Genomic DNA, 18,881 nt, shown 5'->3' with positions numbered 1-18,881 from the left:
CCCGAACGGGCGAAAGGGGAGCCGGGATGCGGTATGTCGTCATCGGAGCGGGCGCCGTCGGGGGCGCGATCGGCGGACGGCTCTCCCAGAGCGGGCACGACGTCGTCCTGATCGCCCGCGGCGCGCACCACGAGGCGCTGCGGCGGGACGGGCTGCGGCTGGTGACCCCCGACGGCACCCACCGCCTCCCCGTGCCGGTGGCCGACCGGCCCGAGGCCGTCGAGCTGCGCCCCGACGACGTGCTCGTCCTCGCCGTCAAGACCCAGGACAGCGTGGCCGCGCTGGACGCCTGGGCGCCCCGCCCGGTGGACGGCGGCGGAGTGGCAGGCGACCGGCTGCCGCTGGTCTGCGCCCAGAACGGGGTGGAGAGCGAGCGGCTGGCGCTGCGGCGCTTCCGCCAGGTGTACGGGATGTGCGTCTGGCTGCCCTCCACCCATCTGGAGCCGGGCGTGGTCATCGCGCCCTGCGCACCGCAGACCGGCATGCTGCACCTGGGCCGCTATCCGTCCGGCGCGGACAAGACGGACGAGACGGCCCGGCAGATCTCGGCCGATCTGGAGAAGTCCCACTTCCTCGCGCCGGTCGTGCCGGACGTGATGCGCTGGAAGTACGCCAAGCTGCTCAGCAATATCGCCAACGCCGTGGAGGCCGTCTGCGGGCCGGACGCGGGCGCGGACGCGGCGGCCCTGGTCGAGCGCGCCAAGGCGGAGGGCGTCGCCGTCCTCGACGCGGCGGGCATCGCCCACACCGGCGCGGCCGAACAGAGCGCGGCGCGCGCCGGAAAGATGGACATACAGCCCCTCGAGGGCAGGGCCCGGGGCGGCGGCTCGTCGTGGCAGAGCATGGTCCGGGGCGCCGGCACGATCGAAGCCGACTATCTGAACGGCGAGATCGTGCTGCTGGGCCGGCTCCATGGGGTGCCGACCCCGGTCAACGAGGCGCTGCGGCGCACCGCGAACGAGTGCGCCCGCGAGCGCCGCGCCCCCGGCACGATCACGGCGGCGCGGCTCACCGAGATCGTCGACACGCCCTGACTCCCCCCTTTGAGGGTTCGCCTCAGGCCCGGTCGTCGCCCCGGTTCAGCCACTGGGCGACCTCGGTCGCCCAGTAGGTCAGGATCATGCCCGCGCCCGCGCGCCGCACGGAGGTCAGCGTCTCCATGATCGCCCGGTCCCGGTCGATCCACCCGTTGGCCGCGGCGGCCTCGACCATCGAGTACTCGCCGGAGATCTGGTACGCGGCGACCGGTACGTCCGCCTCGTCCGCGATCCGGCGCAGGATGTCCAGGTACGGCAGCGCCGGCTTGACCATCACCATGTCGGCGCCCTCGGCCAGGTCCAGCGCCAGCTCGCGCAGCGCCTCCCGGGCGTTGGCCGCGTCCTGCTGATACGTCTTGCGGTCGCCCTTGAGGGAGGACCCCACGGCCTCGCGGAACGGCCCGTAGAAGGCCGAGGCGTACTTGACGGTGTAGGCGAGGATCGAGACGTCCTGGCGGCCGATGCCGTCGAGCGCCGCCCGGACCACCCCGACCTGGCCGTCCATCATCCCGCTCGGGCCGACCACATGGGCGCCCGCGTCCGCCTGCACCCGCGCCATCTCGGCGTAGCGCTCCAGCGTCGCGTCGTTGTCGACCCGGCCCTCGGCGTCGAGCACGCCGCAGTGGCCGTGGTCGGTGTGCTCGTCGAGGCACAGGTCGGACATGACGATCAGGTCGTCGCCGACCTCGGACCGCACATCCCGGAGGGCCACCTGCAAGATCCCGTCCGGGTCGGTGCCCGGCGAGCCGATCGCGTCCTTCTTGGCGTCCTCGGGCACGCCGAAGAGCATGATCCCGCCGACGCCCGCCTCGACGGCCTCCGCGGCCGCCTTCCGCAGCGAGTCGCGGGTGTGCTGCACGACGCCCGGCATCGCGGCCAGCGGCACCGGCTCGGCCGCGCCCTCCAGGACGAAGGCGGGCAGGATCAGCTCGGCCGGGTGCAGCCGGGTCTCGGCGACCATGCGCCGCATGGCCGGGTTCACCCGCAGCCGGCGCGGCCGGGCGCCGGGGAAGCTGCCGTACGGCGTGGGGCCGTGGTCGGCGCTCATGAGCGTGCCCTCCTCCGCGAACCGGGCCGTCGCTCGCTCGGGCGGGTGACCGGGTCCCCGGCATCCAGCGCGGACCGCCGCCGCGCCGCCCCGAACTCCGCGAGCGCCTCGGCCAGCTTGTGCACCGAGGGCTCGGGCGACAGCACGTCCACCCGCAGGCCGTGCTCCTCCGCGGTCTTCGCGGTGGCCGGGCCGATACAGGCGATGACCGTGACATTGTGCGGCTTGCCCGCGATGCCGACGAGGTTCCGCACGGTCGACGACGAGGTGAAGAGCACCGCGTCGAAGCCGCCGCCCTTGATCGCCTCGCGGGTCTCGGCCGGCGGCGGCGAGGCGCGCACGGTGCGGTACGCCGTGACGTCGTCGACCTCCCAGCCCAGCTCGATCAGCCCGGCGACCAGCGTCTCCGTGGCGATGTCGGCGCGCGGCAGGAACACCCGGTCGATCGGGTCGAAGACCGGGTCGTACGGCGGCCAGTCCTCCAGCAGCCCGGCCGCGGACTGCTCCCCGCTGGGCACCAGGTCCGGCTTGACCCCGAACTCGATGAGCGACCTGGCGGTCTGCTCGCCGACCGCCGCGACCTTGATCCCGGCGAAGGCGCGGGCGTCGAGCCCGTACTCCTCGAACTTCTCCCGCACCGCCTTGACCGCGTTGACCGAGGTGAAGGCGATCCACTCGTAGCGACCTGTCACCAGGCCCTTGACCGCGCGCTCCATCTGCTGCGGGGTGCGCGGGGGCTCCACCGCGATGGTCGGCACCTCGCTGGGCACCGCGCCGTACGAGCGCAGCTGGTCCGAGAGCGAGGCGGCCTGCTCCTTGGTGCGCGGCACCAGCACATGCCAGCCGAACAGCGGCTTGGACTCGAACCAGGCCAGCTGGTCGCGCTGCGCGGCCGCGCTGCGCTCGCCGACCACGGCTATCACCGGCTGGGCGCCCTGCGGCGACGGCAGCACCTTCGCGGCCTTCAATACCTGCGCGATGGTGCCCAGCGTCGCCGTCCAGGTGCGCTGCCGGGTGGTCGTGCCGGCGACGGTGACGGTCAGCGGGGTGTCGGGCTTGCGGCCCGCGGCCACCAGCTCGCCCGCGGCGGCCGCGACGGTCTCCAGGGTGGCGGAGACGACGGCGGTCGCGTCGGAGGAGCCGACCTCGCTCCAGCAGCGGTCGTCGGCCGTGCGGGCGTCCACGAAGCGGACGTCGGTGCCCTGCGCGTCCCGCAGCGGGACGCCCGCGTACGCGGGCACGCCCACGGCGGCCGCCACGCCCGGCACCACCTCGAAGACGATGCCCTCGGCTGCGCACGAGAGCATCTCGTCGGCGGCGTATCCGTCCAGGCCAGGGTCGCCCGCGACGGCGCGGACGACCCGCTTGCCGCTCCGCGCGGCCGCCATGACAAGATTGGCCGTGTCCCTGAGTAGGGCCACGTCGGCGGTGCTTGACGCTGCGTCAGCACGCGCACGTTCCGGTGTGCCCTGAGCGTCCGCGGCCACGCCCGGTCTGACGTGCGTACGTACCACGTCGAGCACGTGCGGGTCGGCGATCAGGACATCAGCGGCGGCGAGTGCCTCCACGGCACGCAACGTCAGCAGGCCTGGATCTCCTGGGCCCGCACCGAGGAAGGTGACGTGCCCATGTCCGGGTGGGTGGTTCGGGGCGTTGGGGTTCAATGTGCTCGCTCCCCCATAAGACCGGCCGCACCCTTCGCGAGCATCTCGGCGGCGAGCTCGCGACCCATGAGCTGGGCCGCTTCCTCGCCTGGCGCCCCGGGAACGGGACCGGTGATGGACAGCTGCACCAGCGAGGTGCCGTCGGTGGTACCGACGACGCCGCGCAGGCGCATTTCGGTGACATCCTGACCGTCGCCGAGCAGGTCGGCCAGAGCACCCACAGGTGCGCTGCAGCCGGCCTCCAGGGCGGCGAGCAGGGAGCGCTCGGCGGTCACGGCGACCCGGGTGAGCGGGTCGTCGAGCTCGGCGAGCTGAGCAGCGAGCGCCGTGTTTGCGGCGGCGCACTCGACTGCCAGTGCCCCCTGGCCGGGGGCGGGCAGAATGTGGTCGGCGTCCAGGATCTCGGTCGCCTCGTCGAGCCGCCCGAGCCGGGTCAGCCCCGCCGCGGCCAGCACCACGGCGTCCAGCTGCCCCGAACGGACGAAGCCGATACGGGTGTCGACATTGCCGCGGATCGGCACGGTCTCGATCGGCAGGCCCAGCGAGCGCGCCCAGGCGCGCAGCTGGGAGGTGCGGCGCGGGGAGCCCGTGCCTATCCGGGCGCCGGGCGGAAGCTCGGCGAAGGTGAGGCCGTCGCGGGCGATCAGCGTGTCGCGCGGGTCCTCACGGGTCGGCAGCGCGGCCAGGACCAGCTCGTCCGGCTGCGCGGTCGGCAGGTCCTTCAGCGAGTGGACGGCGAAGTCGATCTCACCGCGCAGCAGCGCCTCGCGCAGCGCGGTGACGAACACACCGGTGCCGCCGATCTGCGCGAGGTCCTCGCGCGAGACGTCCCCGCGCGTCGTGATCTCCACGAGCTCGACGGGGCGGCCGGTGACCCGGCGCACCGCGTCCGCTATCTGCCCGGACTGGGCCATGGCGAGTGCGCTGCGGCGGGTGCCGAGCCGCAGCGGCGCCGGGCCGGGGGTGCCGGCGCGGCCGGAGGCGGCGGGAGTTGTCGCGTTCATACCCGGCCTCTCTTCGGATCGTTCTGGAGGGCCGCGGTGCCGGGCCGGCCGGCGCCGCCGCCGCTTGGGTTGACGCCGTTCGCGTCGGCCCGGCTGACGGCGGCCACCGCCTGCGGGTCGAGGTCGAACAGCTCGCGCAGCGCGTCCGCGTACCCGGCGCCGCCGGGTGTGCTGGCGAGCTCCTTGACCCGCACGGTGGGCGCGTGCAGCAGCTTGTCGACGACGCGGCGCACGGTCTGGGTGATCTCGGCGCGCTGTCTTTCGTCGAGGTCGGGGAGGCGCCCGTCGAGCCGGGCGATCTCACCGGCGACCACATCTGCCGCCATGGTACGCAGCGCGACCACGGTCGGCGTGATGTGCGCGGCGCGCTGAGCCGCCCCGAAGGCGGCCACCTCGGCGGAGACGATGGCGCGGACCTGGTCGACATCGGCGGCCATCGGTTCGTCGGCCGAGGCCTCCGCGAGCGACTCGATGTCCACCAGGCGCAGCCCGCCGACGCGGTGCGCCGCGGCGTCGATGTCGCGCGGCATCGCCAGGTCGAGCAGCGCGACGGTCTCCGCCGTACCGGCCCCGGTCGCGCCCGCCGCCAGGCGCTCCGCGCGCCGGTCGAGGGCCTCCCGCAGCAGGTCGGCGGTCAGCACCAGGCCGGTCGCGCCCGTACAGGAGACGACGATGTCGGCGTGCGGCAGCTCGGCCGCGACGGCGTCCATCGGCACGGCGCGGGCGCCGTCGACGAGACCCGCCAGGGAGTCCGCGAGCCGCCCCGCCCGATCCAACGTCCTGTTGGCGATCACCAGTTCGGCGGCGCCGGCACGCGCGAGCGTGGTCGCGGCCAGCGAGGACATCGAACCGGCCCCGATGACCAGCGCGCTGCGGCCCGCCGCCCAGTCCGCGACCGGCGTGTCCCCGGCCAGCTGTTCGAGGCCGAAGGTGACGAGCGACTGGCCGGCCTTGTCGATGCCGGTCTCGCTGTGGGCCCGCTTGCCGACCCGCAGCGCCTGCTGGAACAGGTCGTTCAGCAGCCGGCCCGCGGTGTGCAGCTCCTGCCCCAGCGCGAGCGCGTCCTTGATCTGGCCGAGGATCTGGCCCTCGCCGACGACCATCGAGTCCAGGCCGCAGGCCACCGAGAACAGGTGGTGGACGGCCCGGTCCTCGTAGTGGACGTAGAGATACGGGGTCAGCTCGTCCAGGCCGACGCCGGTGTGCCGGCCGAGCAGCGTGGACAGCTCGGCGACCCCGGCGTGGAACTTGTCCACATCCGCGTACAGCTCGATGCGGTTGCAGGTGGCGAGCACCGCCGCCTCGGTGGCGGGCTCGGCCGCGAGCGAGTCCTGCACCAGCTTGGCCTGCTGCTCGCGCACCAGGGAGGCGCGCTCCAGCACGCTCACCGGGGCGCTGCGGTGGCTCAGTCCGACGACGAGAAGGCTCATGCCGGCATCACCGCGGGTACGTCCCCGTCCGGCCCCTGCCGGCCGTTGTCCTTGCCCGCGCCCGGCGCCGCGCGGTGCGGGGCGAGCGGGGTCTGCGCGACCGCGGCGGCCCCCGGCACGGTGTCCTGGGCGGCGGCCTGCGCGCTCTCCCCCTCCTCGGGCGCGCCCGTCTCCTCGCCCGCCTTGCGCTGCTCGTGGAAGGCGAGGATCTGGAGCTCGATCGACAGGTCGACCTTGCGCACGTCCACCCCGTCCGGCACCGACAGCACGGTGGGGGCGAAGTTGAGGATCGAGGTGACGCCGGCCGCCACCAGCCGGTCGCAGACCTGCTGGGCCGCGCCCGCGGGGGTGGCGATGACGCCGATCGACACGCCGTTGTCCGTGATGATCTTTTCGAGCTCGTCGGTGTGCTGCACCGCGATGCCCGCAACGGGCTTGCCGGTCATCGCCGGGTCGGCGTCGATCAGCGCCGCGACCCGGAAGCCGCGGGAGGCGAAGCCGCCGTAGTTGGCGAGCGCCGCGCCGAGGTTACCGATACCGACGATCACGACCGGCCAGTCCTGGGTGAGGCCCAGCTCACGCGAGATCTGATAGACGAGGTACTCCACGTCGTACCCGACCCCGCGGGTGCCGTACGACCCGAGGTAGGAGAAGTCCTTGCGAAGCTTGGCCGAATTGACCCCGGCCGCGGCCGCGAGCTCCTCCGAGGAAACCGTGGGCACCGAGCGCTCGGAGAGCGCGGTCAGCGCACGCAGATACAAGGGAAGCCGGGCGACGGTGGCCTCGGGGATCCCTCGGCTTCGGGTCGCCGGTCGGTGAGTTCGGCCAGTTGCCACGGTGCTCCTGCGGGTAGAGCGGGGCTGCGGGCGTCCACACGTTCCAGGACGTCCCCATCGACAGCAGGCTATGTCTTTGTGAACGCGTGCACAAAGATGGTGTCCGCTTTGTCCGAGCAAAGTGACCGGTGTCACGCATCCATTCGACCAGCTTGTGGAACCACAACCGGTGTCACACCGTTCCCGGCGGCCACATCCGCACGGGCGGGGCGCCGACGGGGGCACGGACCCTCACTCCTCACCGTTCACCCCCCGGACTGCAACAAATCGCCCACAATGGTAGTCGCCTGCACGGGGGACAATGTCGGAATGAGCCCGCTGCTCCGCCGCACCCCGCGCAAGAACCCCGCCGAGCGCACGGTCACCCTGATCGGCAAGCCCGACTGCCATCTGTGCGAGGACGCCGAGGCGGTGGTCGAGAAGGTCTGCGGCGAGCTGGGCACGCCCTGGGAGAAGAAGGACATCACCCAGGACGAGGAGCTGTACCGCAAGTACTGGGAGCAGATCCCGGTGGTCCTCGTCGACGGCGCACAGCACGACTTCTGGCGGGTGAACCCGGAGCGGCTGCGGAAGGCGCTGGGCGGCTGAGCGCCCCGCGCCCGGACCCCGCGCCCGGCCCCGTACCCAGGCCCGTACCCGGGCCCCCGCACCCGGGCCCCGCCGGGCCCGCGAAGTCGGCATTGCCGCCCCATCCCGACACCGGGCCGTAACGGGATGCGGGGAATGGCTGGCTATGCTCAGCCCATGGCCGCACTGGGATGGTTCACCCGCCGTCGACACCTCGCCACCGAAGCGAGCGTCCTCGCCGGAGAGGCCTCGGCCGAGGCCGCGCGCAAGTCGTCGGTCCAGGTGCCCGCGCCGAAGGCCCCCGAGCCGGAGTTCCCCGTCGTCGGGGACGAGCGGGCGGCCGCCTTCTTCGACCTGGACAACACCGTCATGCAGGGCGCGGCCCTGTTCCACTTCGGCCGCGGCCTCTACAAGCGCCACTTCTTCCGCAAGCGCGAGCTGGCCCGTTTCGCCTGGCAGCAGACCTGGTTCCGGCTGGCCGGAGTCGAGGACCCGGCCCATATGGAGGACGTGCGCAGCAGCGCCCTGTCCATCGTCAAGGGCCACCGGGTCTCCGAGCTGATGACGATCGGCGAGGAGATCTACGACGAGTACATGGCCGACCGCATCTGGCCCGGCACCCGCGCCCTCGCCCAGGCCCACCTGGACGCCGGGCAGCGGGTGTGGCTGGTGACCGCCGCCCCCGTGGAGACCGCGACCATCATCGCCCGGCGGCTGGGCCTGACCGGCGCGCTCGGCACCGTGGCGGAGTCCGTCGGCGGCGTGTACACGGGCAAGCTGGTCGGCGAGCCGCTGCACGGGCCGGCCAAGGCCGAGGCGGTACGGGCGCTGGCGGCGGCCGAGGGGCTCGACCTGTCGCGCTGCGCGGCGTACAGCGACTCCTCGAACGACATCCCGATGCTGTCGATCGTCGGCCACCCGTACGCGGTGAACCCGGACGGGCGGCTGCGCAAGCACGCGCGCGAGCACAGCTGGCGGCTGCGCGACTACCGTACGGGCCGCAAGGCCGCCAAGATCGGCATCCCGGCGGCTGCCGGGGTGGGCGCGGTGGCGGGCGGCACGGCGGCCGCCGTGGCCCTGCACCGCCGCCGCCGCTGAGCCGTTCGGCCCACCGAGCACCACCGAGCGCCACCCCGAGTTCCCTGGGGCCCCGCGGGCTCCACGGACCACTACGGACCACCACGGAGCGCCACGCGTCGCCACCGTACGCGGCGAAACCGTCACCCTGCGGCCCCGCCCTTCACCCTTGACCGCTTGCGCCGACGCCTGACCGCTTGGGCCGGGCGATGACCGTCCGTGATGGCTGCCGGTGCCGCGCGACCCCGCCCCCGGAGCGTCACCGGCTGACCACGGCCCCCCTCGGCCGGTCAATCCCCGTTTCCCGGCCCACGCCGCCCCGACCTGCCCCCTTACCGTCCCTTTGCCACAACACGCCACGAAATCGCGCAGACCACGACACCTACCGGTCAAGACCCTTACTGCATTCGATACTTGATCGGCCATCAACCCATAACGGAGCAGACTGAAACGATGATTTGGACAACTGGGTGTAGCGTTGCCTGTACGAAGCGTTATTCTCCTTAGACGCAAATCGGTACCCACGCGTCCCTACGGCGGGTGAACGGTCCCGTACTGCACGTGATGGAAGCTCTGCCTCTGGGAGTCCCGTGTACCCACACGTCGGGGTTGACGCCTCGGGCCTGGCTACGCTGCGCGCAACGGTCCTCGACTGTCTGCGCGGCTTCGTCCCCACCGCGTACGCCGTGCCCGCCCTCGCCACGCCCGTGCCCGCCCACCCTGTCGGCACCGCCGGTGCGGCAGGCCCCGCCAGCTCCTGCTATGCCCTGGCCGACGGCGGGGCGGCGGTCGGCAGACGCTCTCGCAGCGGCACGTCCACCGCCCGCCGCCCCGGCGCGGACAGCGACAGCCGCCGCATGATGGACCTCGTCGAGCGCGCCCAGGCGGGCGAGGCCGAGGCCTTCGGCCGACTGTACGACCAGTACGCCGACACCGTCTACCGGTACATCTACTACCGCGTGGGCGGCCGGGCCACGGCCGAGGACCTCACCAGTGAGACGTTCCTGCGCGCGCTGCGCCGCATCGGCACCTTCACCTGGCAGGGCCGCGACTTCGGCGCCTGGCTGGTGACGATCGCCCGCAATCTGGTCGCCGACCACTTCAAGTCCAGCCGCTTCCGGCTGGAGGTCACCACCGGCGAGATGCTCGACGCCAATGAGGTCGAGCGCTCCCCCGAGGACTCCGTCCTCGAATCCCTCTCCAACGCCGCGCTGCTCCAGGCGGTGCGCAAGCTCAACCCGCAGCAGCAGGAGTGCGTGACGCTGCGCTTCCTCCAGGGCCTGTCCGTCGCCGAGACCGCCCGGGTCATGGGGAAGAACGAGGGCGCGATCAAGACCCTCCAGTACCGGGCCGTCCGCACCCTGGCCCGGCTTCTCCCCGAGGACGCCCGCTGACCCACGGTTCTCGGCTCTCCTCCGGGGCGCCTCAGCCCCTGTCGACGGTCGGCCACGCGGCGGTAGCCGCACATTGACCGCAGCCTCGGCCCCTCGTACCTCGGGGCCCCGCGCGCGCTCCCTTTCACCGTGCGCATCGGCGCCTCCGGCGCGGGCGGCGCGCCCCTTCGGGGGTGGCGCCGCCACCACGTCCCGTCCGATCATCGTGAGGGCGTAACCCCTGTGATGCGCCGCTCGTTGTGGAGGATGCAGGCTCCTTGTGGTCACGTCCTACCCAAAGACACTCACTCATTCGGGTGGAAATGCGTGCGGCGTGCAACCTTCCAGGTGTCCTGTGGAGTCGACCGTCATGACGAGAGGAGGTGCCGCCTGTGATCGCGAACGTATCGGGGCACCGGCGGGCTAACGCCTTCGCCAAGGCCCTGGAGGCCCTGGAGGCCCTGGAGAGGGACAACCGCCAGGATTCCCGGGGCACGGCGGGCGCCGAGCAGCCCGGCTCTTCGGCGGACAGCGCCGAGCACAGACGGCTGCTGGACCTGACCGACGGGCTCGGCGAGCTGCGGGCCCCGACACTGGACCCCGAGGTCCGGGTCACCCAGCGGGCGCAGCTGGTCGCCGCCATGGAAGCGGCCTTCGCCGAGGGCGCGCCCCAGGTGCCCGGGCAGCGGCCGTCCCACGCCCGCCGCTCGGCACCCCTCAGCAGGCTGCGCCCCCGCTCCCGCTGGTCCAAGGGGCTGGCGGCCGGGGGGCTCACGGTCGGGGTGGCGGCGGGCGCGTTCGGCGGCGTCGCCGCAGCGAGCTCCGACGCCCTGCCCGGCGACACCCTCTATGGCTTCAAGCGCGGCATAGAGGATCTGAAGCTGGAGATGGCCGACGGCGACGCCGACCGCGGCCGGCTGTATCTGGACCAGGCGTCGACCCGGATGAGCGAGGCGCGCCGTCTGATGGAGCGGGGCCGCTCGGGCGACCTGGACCACGAGTCGCTGAGAGAGATCCGCAAGACCCTCGCCGGGATGCACCATGACGTCTCCGAGGGCCATCGGCTGCTGCACAAGGTCTATGAGCGGGACGGCTCGCTCGGCCCGATGCGCACGCTGTCGTCCTTCTCCCGCTCCCACCGCGACGGCTGGAGCCAGCTGCGCGAGAGGCTGCCCATCCAGCTCATGGACGTCGGGGAGGAGGTGAACTCGGTCTTCGACGCCATAGAGCAGGAGGTCGGTCCGCTCCAGTCGCTGCTGCCCGCCTCCCGGGACGGCCGGGACCAGCACAGCGGCCGTACGGCGGTCGAGTCCCCCGAGCGCGGTGCCTCGGGCGGGGCGGAGATCCCGGCGCCCGCCGCGACCACGCCGAGCGCCACCCGCCCCGGCGACGACGCCCGGCCGGGCCCGTCGTCCTCGCCCCGGCCCGAGGACGGCGGCCTCATCGGCGGCGCCGGCGATCTGCTGAATCCGCCGACGGGCGAGCCGCTTCCGCTCCCGTCCTCCGGCAAGGGCGATCCGAGCGGCAGACCGACCCAGCCGGAGATCACCATCCCGCCGCTGCTGCCCAACCTGCTGCCGGGCCTCGGCCTCGACGGCGACGGGAAGTAGGCGCCGGAAAGCAGGCCCGCGGGCCCATGGGTCGGCGCCCGGTGTTCCAGTTCCACGAGAACACCGGGCGCCGACGCCACGTCCAGTGGTCAGAAGAAGACCGAGCGCCGCTGCACCAGCAGCTTGTAGAGGGTGTGCTGAATCGTCTCGCGCACCTGGTCGGTCAGGTTGAACATCAGCATCGGGTCGTCCGCCGCCTCCGGCGGATACTCGTCCGTCGGGATCGGCTCGCCGAACTGGATCGTCCACTTCGTCGGCAGCGGCACCCCGCCGAGCGGCCCCAGCCAGGGGAAGGTCGGCGTGATCGGGAAGTACGGGAAGCCCAGCAGCCGCGCGAGCGTCTTCGCGTTCCCGATCATCGGGTAGATCTCCTCGGCGCCGACGATCGAGCACGGCACGATCGGCGCCCCGGCGCGCAGCGCCGTCGACACAAAGCCGCCGCGCCCGAAGCGCTGGAGCTTGTACCGGTCGGAGAACGGCTTCCCGATCCCCTTGAAGCCCTCCGGCATCACCCCGACCACCTCACCGCGCTCCAGCAGCAGCTGGGCGTCCTCGGAGCAGGCCAGCGTGTGCCCGAGCTTGCGCGCCAGCTCGTTGACGACCGGCAGGACGAAGACCAGGTCGGCGGCGAGCAGCCGCAGATGGCGGCCCGCCGGGTGGTTGTCGTGCACCGCGACCTGGAGCATCAGCCCGTCCAGCGGCAGCACCCCGGAGTGGTTGGCGACGACGAGCGCGCCCCCGCTCTCCGGGATGTTCTCGATGCCCTTCACCTCGACCCGGAAGTATTTCTCGTACATCGGGCGCAGCAGCGACATCAGGACCTGGTCGGTGAGGTCCTCGTCATAGCCGAAGTCGTCGACCTCGTACTCCCCGGTGACCCGGCGCCGCAGAAAGCTCAGCCCGTGCGCCAGCCGACGCTCCCAGCCGCCCGCCAGGGCGCCGGCTCCCGGCGGGTCCTGGGGCGGCAGCGGAGGCACCGCAGCGGCCGCCGCGAGCCCCTCGGGCCGCTGCTGGTCGCGCTCCTCGTCACGCTGCTGCGGCACGGGCTTGAGCGGGCCCTGGGCCCGGGCCGCACGCCCCGTCCGCTGGCCCTTGCGCCGGGACCGCGGTTCCTCACCGAACGGAATGACCTTGGCATCCGCCATGGTGGTTGCGCTCCTCAACTCTGGACGGCGCCGCGGGCGGGCAGCAGCCCGGCGAGCCGGTCGACGGTACGGGCGAGGGTCTCGGGCGGGAGCAGCCCGGGGCCGCGGCTGCGGGCGTAGTCGGCGAAGGCGCCGGCCGTGGTGTACCGGGGCTCGAAGCCCAGCGTCTCGCGCATCTGGTCGGTGGCGACGACGCGGCCGTGTGTGAGCAGCCGGATCTGCTCGGGCGAGAAGTCGGTGATGCCGACCGAGCGCAGCGCGGTACGGGCCCATCTCAGGGTCGGCAGCAGCAGCGGGAGCGTCGGCCGGCCGAGCCGCCGGGCGGCCTGCGAGAGCAGCAGCACGCCGTCCCCCGCGATGTTGAAGGTGCCGCTGTTGAGCACGCCCCGCGAGGGCTCGGAGGCGGCGATCCGCAGCACCTCGATGGCGTCCTCCTCGTGGACGAACTGGAGCCGCGGGTCGTAGCCGATGACGGTGGGCAGCACGGGCAGCGCGAAGTACTCGGCGAGCGGCGAGTCCGCGCAGGGCCCCAGGATGTTGGCGAAGCGCAGCACACAGACGGCGACGTCGGGGCGGCGCCGGGCGAAGCCCCGTACATACCCCTCGACCTCGACGGCGTCCTTGGCGAAGCCCCCGCTGGGCAGCGACTTGGGCGGGGTGTTCTCAGTGAAGACGGCGGGGTCGCGGGGCGCGGAGCCGTACACATTGGTGCTGGACTTGACCACGAGCCGCTTGACCGAGGGCGCCTTCTGACAGGCACCGAGCAGCTGCATGGTGCCGATGACGTTGATCTCCTTGACCGAGGTCCGGCTGCCGCGCCCGCCGAGCGGGGTGCCGTTGATGTCCATGTGGACCACGGTGTCGACGCCGGTCTCGGCGAGCAGCTTCCCGATCGCGGGGTGGCGGATGTCGGCGCGCACGAACTCGGCGCCGCCGAGGTGGTGTTCGGGGGCCACTGCGTCCACCCCGATGACCCGGGTGACATCCGGCTCGCGCTGTATGCGCCGTACGAAACGGCCTCCCAGGCGGCGTGCGACTCCGGTGACGAGCACGACCTTTCCCAAGATCAGCGCCTTCCTTCCCACCCTCGAACGAGCTGGGCCGAGGCGAACACCGTAGCCGCTGGATGTTGCCCTGTGATGACCACTCGCCGCACGGTACGAGGTTTTAGGACGAGGGCCCGCCGGCGAGGGGGCGCCCCCGTGCGCGCCCGCCCGCACCCGTCTCCGGTGCGCGTTCCACAGCCGCACGCGCCGCAGCCCTCCCACCGTCGGTGGAAGGGCTGCGGGACGAACACAGCGTCGCTTGCCTACTTCTTGTTACGACGCTGGACGCGCGTGCGCTTGAGCAGCTTGCGGTGCTTCTTCTTCGCCATCCGCTTGCGCCGCTTCTTGATAACAGAGCCCACGACAACCCTCGCTCACTTCGTATTCACTCGGTGCGGGGCGTCCGAGCCCACACGACCTACATCGGGCCAGCCTACCCGGCACCGAGCGAAGCGCGTAATCCGAGGGGGTGTCCTGGGCCCCGCCGTCAGGCCCCGTCCGGGCCTAGGCGGACTCCACCCCCACATAGGACTCGCGGAGGTACTCATGAACCGCCTGCTCTGGGACCCGGAAAGACCTGCCCACCCGGATCGCCGGCAGATGACCGCTGTGCACCAAGCGGTACACGGTCATCTTGGACACTCGCATCACCGAGGCGACTTCCGCCACGGTCAGAAACTGAACCTCGTTCAGAGGCCTTTCGCCAGCAGCCATGACACACCTGAACCTTCCGCACATGTCGGGCACCGGCTTCCCCTCCGGTGACTCCTGCTCGCATGCGCGCTCCTCACCAGATTAGGGGCGCGTGATACGAGTGGGGAAGAGGAGTAGCGATCGGACGCCTACTGTGACAGACACGCCCGATTGAGTACATAGCGAGTAATCGGTCGGTAGTAAGCGGACCGCACAGCGTCGTCAAGCGGAACCGCCACCGACACCCGCCCCTCGGCCTGGCCGACGAACGGCGCGGGGTCGTCCGCATCCGCCAGCCCGATGGCCTCGAACCCCAGCTGACCTGCGCCGCAGACCCATCCGTGGTCCCCGATGACCAACCCGGGGAGGGGGTCGCCGCGGTCGGCCGCACACCCGAGAACCACCCGAACCGGGAGCGGCGAGTGACTGTGGCACCCCGGGTCGCGGGCCCCGTCCCGAGCGCCGGGTTCCCGCACCATCGCGACTCCTCGTACGTAGTCGAGGCAGTACGTGCGTACGCCGAACCGGGTCGTTATGTCGATACATCTACCCTGCGCGGGGGTGAGAACAGGGCAGCCGGCCGCCGAGAGAGCCGCCGCCAACGAGGCGTAGAACCCGAGGAGGCGATGCGGATGCCCGGTCCCGAGCAGCACCGGCGCGCCCGCGGCGGCGGCCGCGGCCAGCCGCTCCGCGAAGGCGTCGAGCGCGGCGATGGTCAGATCCGGATCGATCACATCCTGACCGGAGGTGAGCGCCGGGTCGGCCGAAACCCCGCATTTGTCGCTCATAAGGCGAAGCAATTCCATGTACGACCAGTCGTGATCGGGCTCGATACCGAGCAGTACGCGGGGGTCGCGCGCGGCGAAGAGCCGATAGCTGCGCAGGGTCTGCTCCCGGCTCGTGGCCACCGGCCCGGCGAGCCGCGCGGCCAGCAGATGCGCACGCAGCGCGGCGGTACTCAACACGCCACCGATGCTGACGGATCACCGCGACCGCACGTCGAAGAACGCCGAGAGTTGCCACGGTTGGCCTAACGGTGCCGGTGGCGGTGCCGGTGTCGGCACCCGGGAGACCTCACCTTCCGAAGACTCTCCAAACGCCTACGGCAGCAGCCCGTGGTGCGGGAAGACCGCCCGGCGGGTCGCCAGGATCGCCTGGTCGAGCCGGTCCCCCGGGTCGTACCCCCACTCCCCGAAGTCCCGCCACTGCGGCTGCCGGCCGTCCGTCATCCGCCACGGCGCCGACTGCCGCGTGCGCCGGTACACCTCGTGCCGCCAGTCTTCCGGCACCTCCGCCTCCGGCGCCACCGGCCGCCCGGCCGCGATCGCCACCAGATGCGTCCACGTCCGGGGCACCACGTCCACCACCGCGTACCCACCGCCGCCGAGCGCGAGCCACCGCCCGTCCGCGTGCTCGTGCGCCAGGTCATGACAGCTCTCCGCGACCGCGCGCTGCGCGTCCACGGTCACCGCCAGGTGCGCCAGCGGATCCTCCACATGCGTATCCGTGCCGTGCTGGGTCACCAGCACCTGCGGCCGGAACGCCGCCAGCAGCTCCGGCACCACCGCGTGGTACGCGCGCAGCCATCCCGCGTCCCCGGTCCCGGCGGGCAGCGCCACATTGACCGCGCCGCCCGGCGCCCGGTCCCCACCGCTCTCCTCGGGCCATCCGGTCTGCGGGAACAGGGTCCTGGGATGCTCGTGCAGGGAGATCGTGAGCACCCGCGGATCGTCCCAGAACGCCGCCTGCACCCCGTCCCCGTGATGCACGTCCACATCCACGTACGCGACCCGCTCCGCGCCCATCTCCAGCAGCCTCGCGATGGCCAGTGCCGCGTCGTTGTAGACGCAGAACCCGGAGGCCGCGCCGGGCATCGCATGGTGCAGCCCGCCCGAGAAGTTCACCGCGTGGACCACCTCCCCGCGCCATACGCTCTCCGCCGCGGCGACCGACTGGCCGGCGATCAGCGCCGAGGCCTCGTGCATCCCGGCGAAGGCCGGATCGTCGATCGTGCCCAGGCCGTACGAGCCGTCCGCCGAGGCCGGATCGGCCGACACCCGCCGCACCGCCTCGATGTAGTCCTGGCGATGGACCAGCCGCAGCGTGGACTCCCCGGCCGGCTTGGCCGCGACCACCTCGACGGCCCGATCAAGTCCGAACGCCTCCACCAGACGCATGGTCAGCGCCAGACGGACCGGAGCCATCGGATGCCCCGCGCCGAAGTCGTACCCCGTCAGGCCCTCATCCCACATCAACTGTGCGCGACCGCTCATGCCCGTCACCGTATCGGGCAGGAGTGGGCGCAAACGACCTCGCGTACCACAGCGTCGCGAGCACCAGCACCATCGGCACCAGCATCGCCCCCCGGTAGTTCCACGCGCCGCCCAGTGCGCCGACGAGCGGGGAGCCGATCAGAAAGCCGACGTAATTGAAGATGTTGAGACGCGCGATGGCGGCGTCGGACGCCCCCGGGAACAGCCGCCCGGCAGCCGCGAAGGTCTGCGGCACCAGCACACACAACCCCAGGCCCAGCAGCGTGAACCCGGCCATCCCCACCCATGCGCCGGGCGCCGCCGCGACGATCGCGAAGCCGCCCGCGGCGAGCAGTGTGCCGGCCCGGACCACGGCGACCGCACCGAAGCGCCGCACCCCCAGGTCACCAAAGGTGCGGCCGAGAAGGGCGGTGACCATATAGACGTTGTACGGCACGGTGGCCAGCTGCTCGGAGCTGTGCAGCACGTCCTGGAGATACTTGGCGCTCCAGTTGGAGACGGTCGAGTCACCGATATAGGCGAAGGACATCACCAGGCAGAGCGGCAACAGCAGCTTCATGCTGACGGCACCGGAGCCGGAGCCGGACGCCTGGTCGCTCTCCCCCACAACCTGATCCGTGCCCTTGTCCGAGCCCTTGTCCGCGCCGTGGTCCATGTACCAGCGGCTGGCGAACAGCGCGACGGGTACCAGGGCCGCGACGAGCGGCGTGTAGAGCACGGGCAGCGCCACGTCCCAGTGCGCTCCCGCCCAGGCGAGCGACGCCCCGACGATCCCGCCCAGGCTGTACGCGGCGTGGAAGCCGAGCATGATGCTCCGCCCGTACGCGTGCTGAAGGGTGACGCCGAGCATGTTCATCGACGCGTCGAGCGCCCCGACGGAGAGCCCGAAGACCGCGAGCGCCAAAGCCAGCTGCCACAGCGCCGAGCCGGACCCGGCCGCGAGCAGCGCCACGGAGACCACCGGCTGGACCCAGCGGAGCACAAGGCCCGGCCGCACCCGCTTGACGAGATGCTCGGTCGCGACGCTGCCCACACCCGCGAGCACCGGAACCGCGGCGAGGAACGCGGGCAGCAGCGCATCGGACACCCCGTACCGGTCCTGGAGCGCGGGTATTCGGGTCACCAGCAGAGCGAAGACCGCGCCCTGGACGAAGAAACTGACGGCCAGCGAGGCCCGACCGCGCCGCAGCCGCGGCGTCGGGCGCGTATCTGTCATGGCCGAGGAGCGTACGGCCCCACGCCGTGTTAGGCGAGCAATTGGGGCAGTTCTGCCATGCCCGGGAAACGGGCATGGGCGCGGGCGAGCTTGGCGGCCGGCGTCATCGCCGTATACCCGTAGACATCCATCCCGGCGGCGATGGCGGCCTGCACACCGAGCGGGCTGTCCTCGACAACCGCACACCGCTGCGGAGGCACCCCCATCGTCCGCGCGGCGTGCAGAAACAGATCCGGCGCGGGCTTGCCCCTCCCCACGTCCTCGGAGCTGAAGATGCGCTCCTCGCCGAAGAGTCCGTACAGCCCGGTCTTCCGCAGCGCGACACGAATGCGCTCATGGCTTCCGGAGGACGCCACGCAGTACGGAACCTCGTCCGCCCGCAGCTTCTCCAGGACATCGGCGACACCGGTCACGGGCTCCAGTTCACGGCGGAATGCCTCGAACACGCGGCTGTGGAAGGTGGCGTCGAAGTCATCCGGCAGCCGACGGCCCGTGTGCTCGAGGACCAGCTCGTGGATCCGGTGCATGGCCGAGCCCATGTAGTCACGGATGGAGTCCTCGTAGGTGGTGGGGTGGCCCAACTCCGTGAGATAAGCGGCGAGGAGCCGGTTGGATATCGACTCACTGTCGACGAGCACGCCGTCGTTGTCGAAGATGACCAGGTCATAGCGCATGCTGCTCAGACTACTCAGCCGCTCAGCCGGCGAACGACACAAAGAAAAAAGCCCGGTCGGGAGCCGAAGCTCCCGACCGGGCTTTTATCAAAGATTGTTCGGCGGCGTCCTACTCTCCCACAGGGTCCCCCCTGCAGTACCATCGGCGCTGAAAGGCTTAGCTTCCGGGTTCGGAATGTAACCGGGCG

The 18,881-nt window shown here is 72.0% G+C and carries 18 protein-coding genes and 1 rRNA gene; 5 read left to right on the top strand and 14 right to left on the bottom strand.

Annotation, left to right across the window (positions count from 1 at the left end; translation table 11 throughout):
* The first annotated feature begins 26 nt into the window (after window positions 1-26).
* Window positions 27-1,034 carry a ketopantoate reductase family protein gene (locus ABTY62_RS33165; protein ID WP_352133118.1) on the top strand — a complete coding sequence of 336 codons (1,008 nt, stop codon included), beginning with the start codon at window positions 27-29 and terminating at the stop codon, window positions 1,032-1,034.
* Window positions 1,035-1,056: 22 nt separating this feature from the next.
* Here the strand turns inward: ABTY62_RS33165 and hemB are convergent, their stop codons facing one another.
* The 5 genes from hemB to ABTY62_RS33140 are packed head-to-tail and all read right to left on the bottom strand — an operon-like array spanning window position 1,057 to window position 7,019.
* On the bottom strand, window positions 1,057-2,085 hold the full coding sequence (gene hemB / locus ABTY62_RS33160; RefSeq protein WP_352133117.1) for a porphobilinogen synthase: 1,029 nt from the start codon (window positions 2,083-2,085) through the stop codon (window positions 1,057-1,059).
* Window positions 2,082-3,749, bottom strand: a complete 1,668-nt coding sequence (locus ABTY62_RS33155; RefSeq protein WP_311726519.1) for a bifunctional uroporphyrinogen-III C-methyltransferase/uroporphyrinogen-III synthase — start codon at window positions 3,747-3,749, stop codon at window positions 2,082-2,084. The genes hemB and ABTY62_RS33155 overlap by 4 nt, the downstream gene beginning before the upstream one ends.
* Window positions 3,746-4,753, bottom strand: a complete 1,008-nt coding sequence (gene hemC / locus ABTY62_RS33150) for a hydroxymethylbilane synthase (RefSeq protein ID WP_352133116.1) — start codon at window positions 4,751-4,753, stop codon at window positions 3,746-3,748. Before hemC ends, ABTY62_RS33155 begins: the two co-directional genes overlap by 4 nt.
* Window positions 4,750-6,183: a glutamyl-tRNA reductase gene (locus ABTY62_RS33145; protein ID WP_352133115.1), complete on the bottom strand. Its 1,434-nt coding sequence runs from the start codon at window positions 6,181-6,183 to the stop codon at window positions 4,750-4,752. The genes hemC and ABTY62_RS33145 overlap by 4 nt, the downstream gene beginning before the upstream one ends.
* The gene (locus ABTY62_RS33140; protein ID WP_352133114.1) at window positions 6,180-7,019 is read right to left on the bottom strand and encodes a redox-sensing transcriptional repressor Rex; all 840 of its coding nucleotides are present in this window, start codon (window positions 7,017-7,019) and stop codon (window positions 6,180-6,182) included. Before ABTY62_RS33140 ends, ABTY62_RS33145 begins: the two co-directional genes overlap by 4 nt.
* 309 nt (window positions 7,020-7,328) lie before the next feature.
* On the opposite strand from ABTY62_RS33140, the gene ABTY62_RS33135 reads away from it, so the two are divergent.
* From ABTY62_RS33135 to ABTY62_RS33120, 4 genes are all read left to right on the top strand, one after another.
* Window positions 7,329-7,607 carry a glutaredoxin family protein gene (locus ABTY62_RS33135; protein WP_311726515.1) on the top strand — a complete coding sequence of 93 codons (279 nt, stop codon included), beginning with the start codon at window positions 7,329-7,331 and terminating at the stop codon, window positions 7,605-7,607.
* A gap of 156 nt (window positions 7,608-7,763) precedes the next feature.
* A complete protein-coding gene (locus tag ABTY62_RS33130) occupies window positions 7,764-8,684 on the top strand; it encodes an HAD family hydrolase (RefSeq protein ID WP_352133113.1) in 921 nt (306 codons plus the stop codon).
* A gap of 569 nt (window positions 8,685-9,253) precedes the next feature.
* Window positions 9,254-10,057: an ECF subfamily RNA polymerase sigma factor, BldN family gene (locus tag ABTY62_RS33125; protein WP_352133112.1), complete on the top strand. Its 804-nt coding sequence runs from the start codon at window positions 9,254-9,256 to the stop codon at window positions 10,055-10,057.
* A gap of 371 nt (window positions 10,058-10,428) precedes the next feature.
* Window positions 10,429-11,646 (top strand): DUF5667 domain-containing protein, encoded by a 1,218-nt coding sequence (locus tag ABTY62_RS33120; protein WP_352133111.1) that lies wholly within the window; start codon window positions 10,429-10,431, stop codon window positions 11,644-11,646.
* An 89-nt stretch (window positions 11,647-11,735) separates the two neighbouring features.
* Here ABTY62_RS33120 and ABTY62_RS33115 read toward each other — a convergent pair whose 3' ends face one another.
* The 9 genes from ABTY62_RS33115 to rrf form a co-directional block, all read right to left on the bottom strand.
* Window positions 11,736-12,791: a lysophospholipid acyltransferase family protein gene (locus tag ABTY62_RS33115; protein ID WP_311726511.1), complete on the bottom strand. Its 1,056-nt coding sequence runs from the start codon at window positions 12,789-12,791 to the stop codon at window positions 11,736-11,738.
* Between the two features lie 14 nt (window positions 12,792-12,805).
* A complete protein-coding gene (locus ABTY62_RS33110) occupies window positions 12,806-13,855 on the bottom strand; it encodes an NAD-dependent epimerase/dehydratase family protein (protein WP_352133110.1) in 1,050 nt (349 codons plus the stop codon).
* A 245-nt stretch (window positions 13,856-14,100) separates the two neighbouring features.
* Window positions 14,101-14,199, bottom strand: coding sequence for a 30S ribosomal protein bS22 (locus ABTY62_RS33105; RefSeq protein WP_003948845.1), 99 nt, complete (start codon window positions 14,197-14,199; stop codon window positions 14,101-14,103).
* Between the two features lie 142 nt (window positions 14,200-14,341).
* Window positions 14,342-14,551: a helix-turn-helix domain-containing protein gene (locus ABTY62_RS33100; RefSeq protein ID WP_014053989.1), complete on the bottom strand. Its 210-nt coding sequence runs from the start codon at window positions 14,549-14,551 to the stop codon at window positions 14,342-14,344.
* 128 nt (window positions 14,552-14,679) lie between these two features.
* Window positions 14,680-15,495 carry a phosphatase gene (locus ABTY62_RS33095; protein WP_352133109.1) on the bottom strand — a complete coding sequence of 272 codons (816 nt, stop codon included), beginning with the start codon at window positions 15,493-15,495 and terminating at the stop codon, window positions 14,680-14,682.
* Window positions 15,496-15,630: 135 nt separating this feature from the next.
* Window positions 15,631-16,803, bottom strand: coding sequence for an acetoin utilization protein AcuC (locus ABTY62_RS33090; RefSeq protein WP_352133108.1), 1,173 nt, complete (start codon window positions 16,801-16,803; stop codon window positions 15,631-15,633).
* Window positions 16,772-18,019, bottom strand: a complete 1,248-nt coding sequence (locus tag ABTY62_RS33085) for an MFS transporter (RefSeq protein ID WP_352133107.1) — start codon at window positions 18,017-18,019, stop codon at window positions 16,772-16,774. Before ABTY62_RS33085 ends, ABTY62_RS33090 begins: the two co-directional genes overlap by 32 nt.
* A gap of 29 nt (window positions 18,020-18,048) precedes the next feature.
* Complete coding sequence (locus ABTY62_RS33080) at window positions 18,049-18,693, bottom strand: HAD family hydrolase (protein WP_352133106.1); 645 nt, start codon at window positions 18,691-18,693, stop codon at window positions 18,049-18,051.
* A gap of 96 nt (window positions 18,694-18,789) precedes the next feature.
* Window positions 18,790-18,881 (bottom strand): 5S ribosomal RNA (gene rrf, locus ABTY62_RS33075); the annotation flags it as partial.

It is taken from the genome of Streptomyces sp. NPDC097640, from assembly GCF_040302705.1.
Lineage (GTDB): Bacteria > Actinomycetota > Actinomycetes > Streptomycetales > Streptomycetaceae > Streptomyces.
The sequence above is the reverse complement of the archived record's forward strand: the minus strand, read 5'-3'. Positions and strand labels throughout refer to the sequence as shown.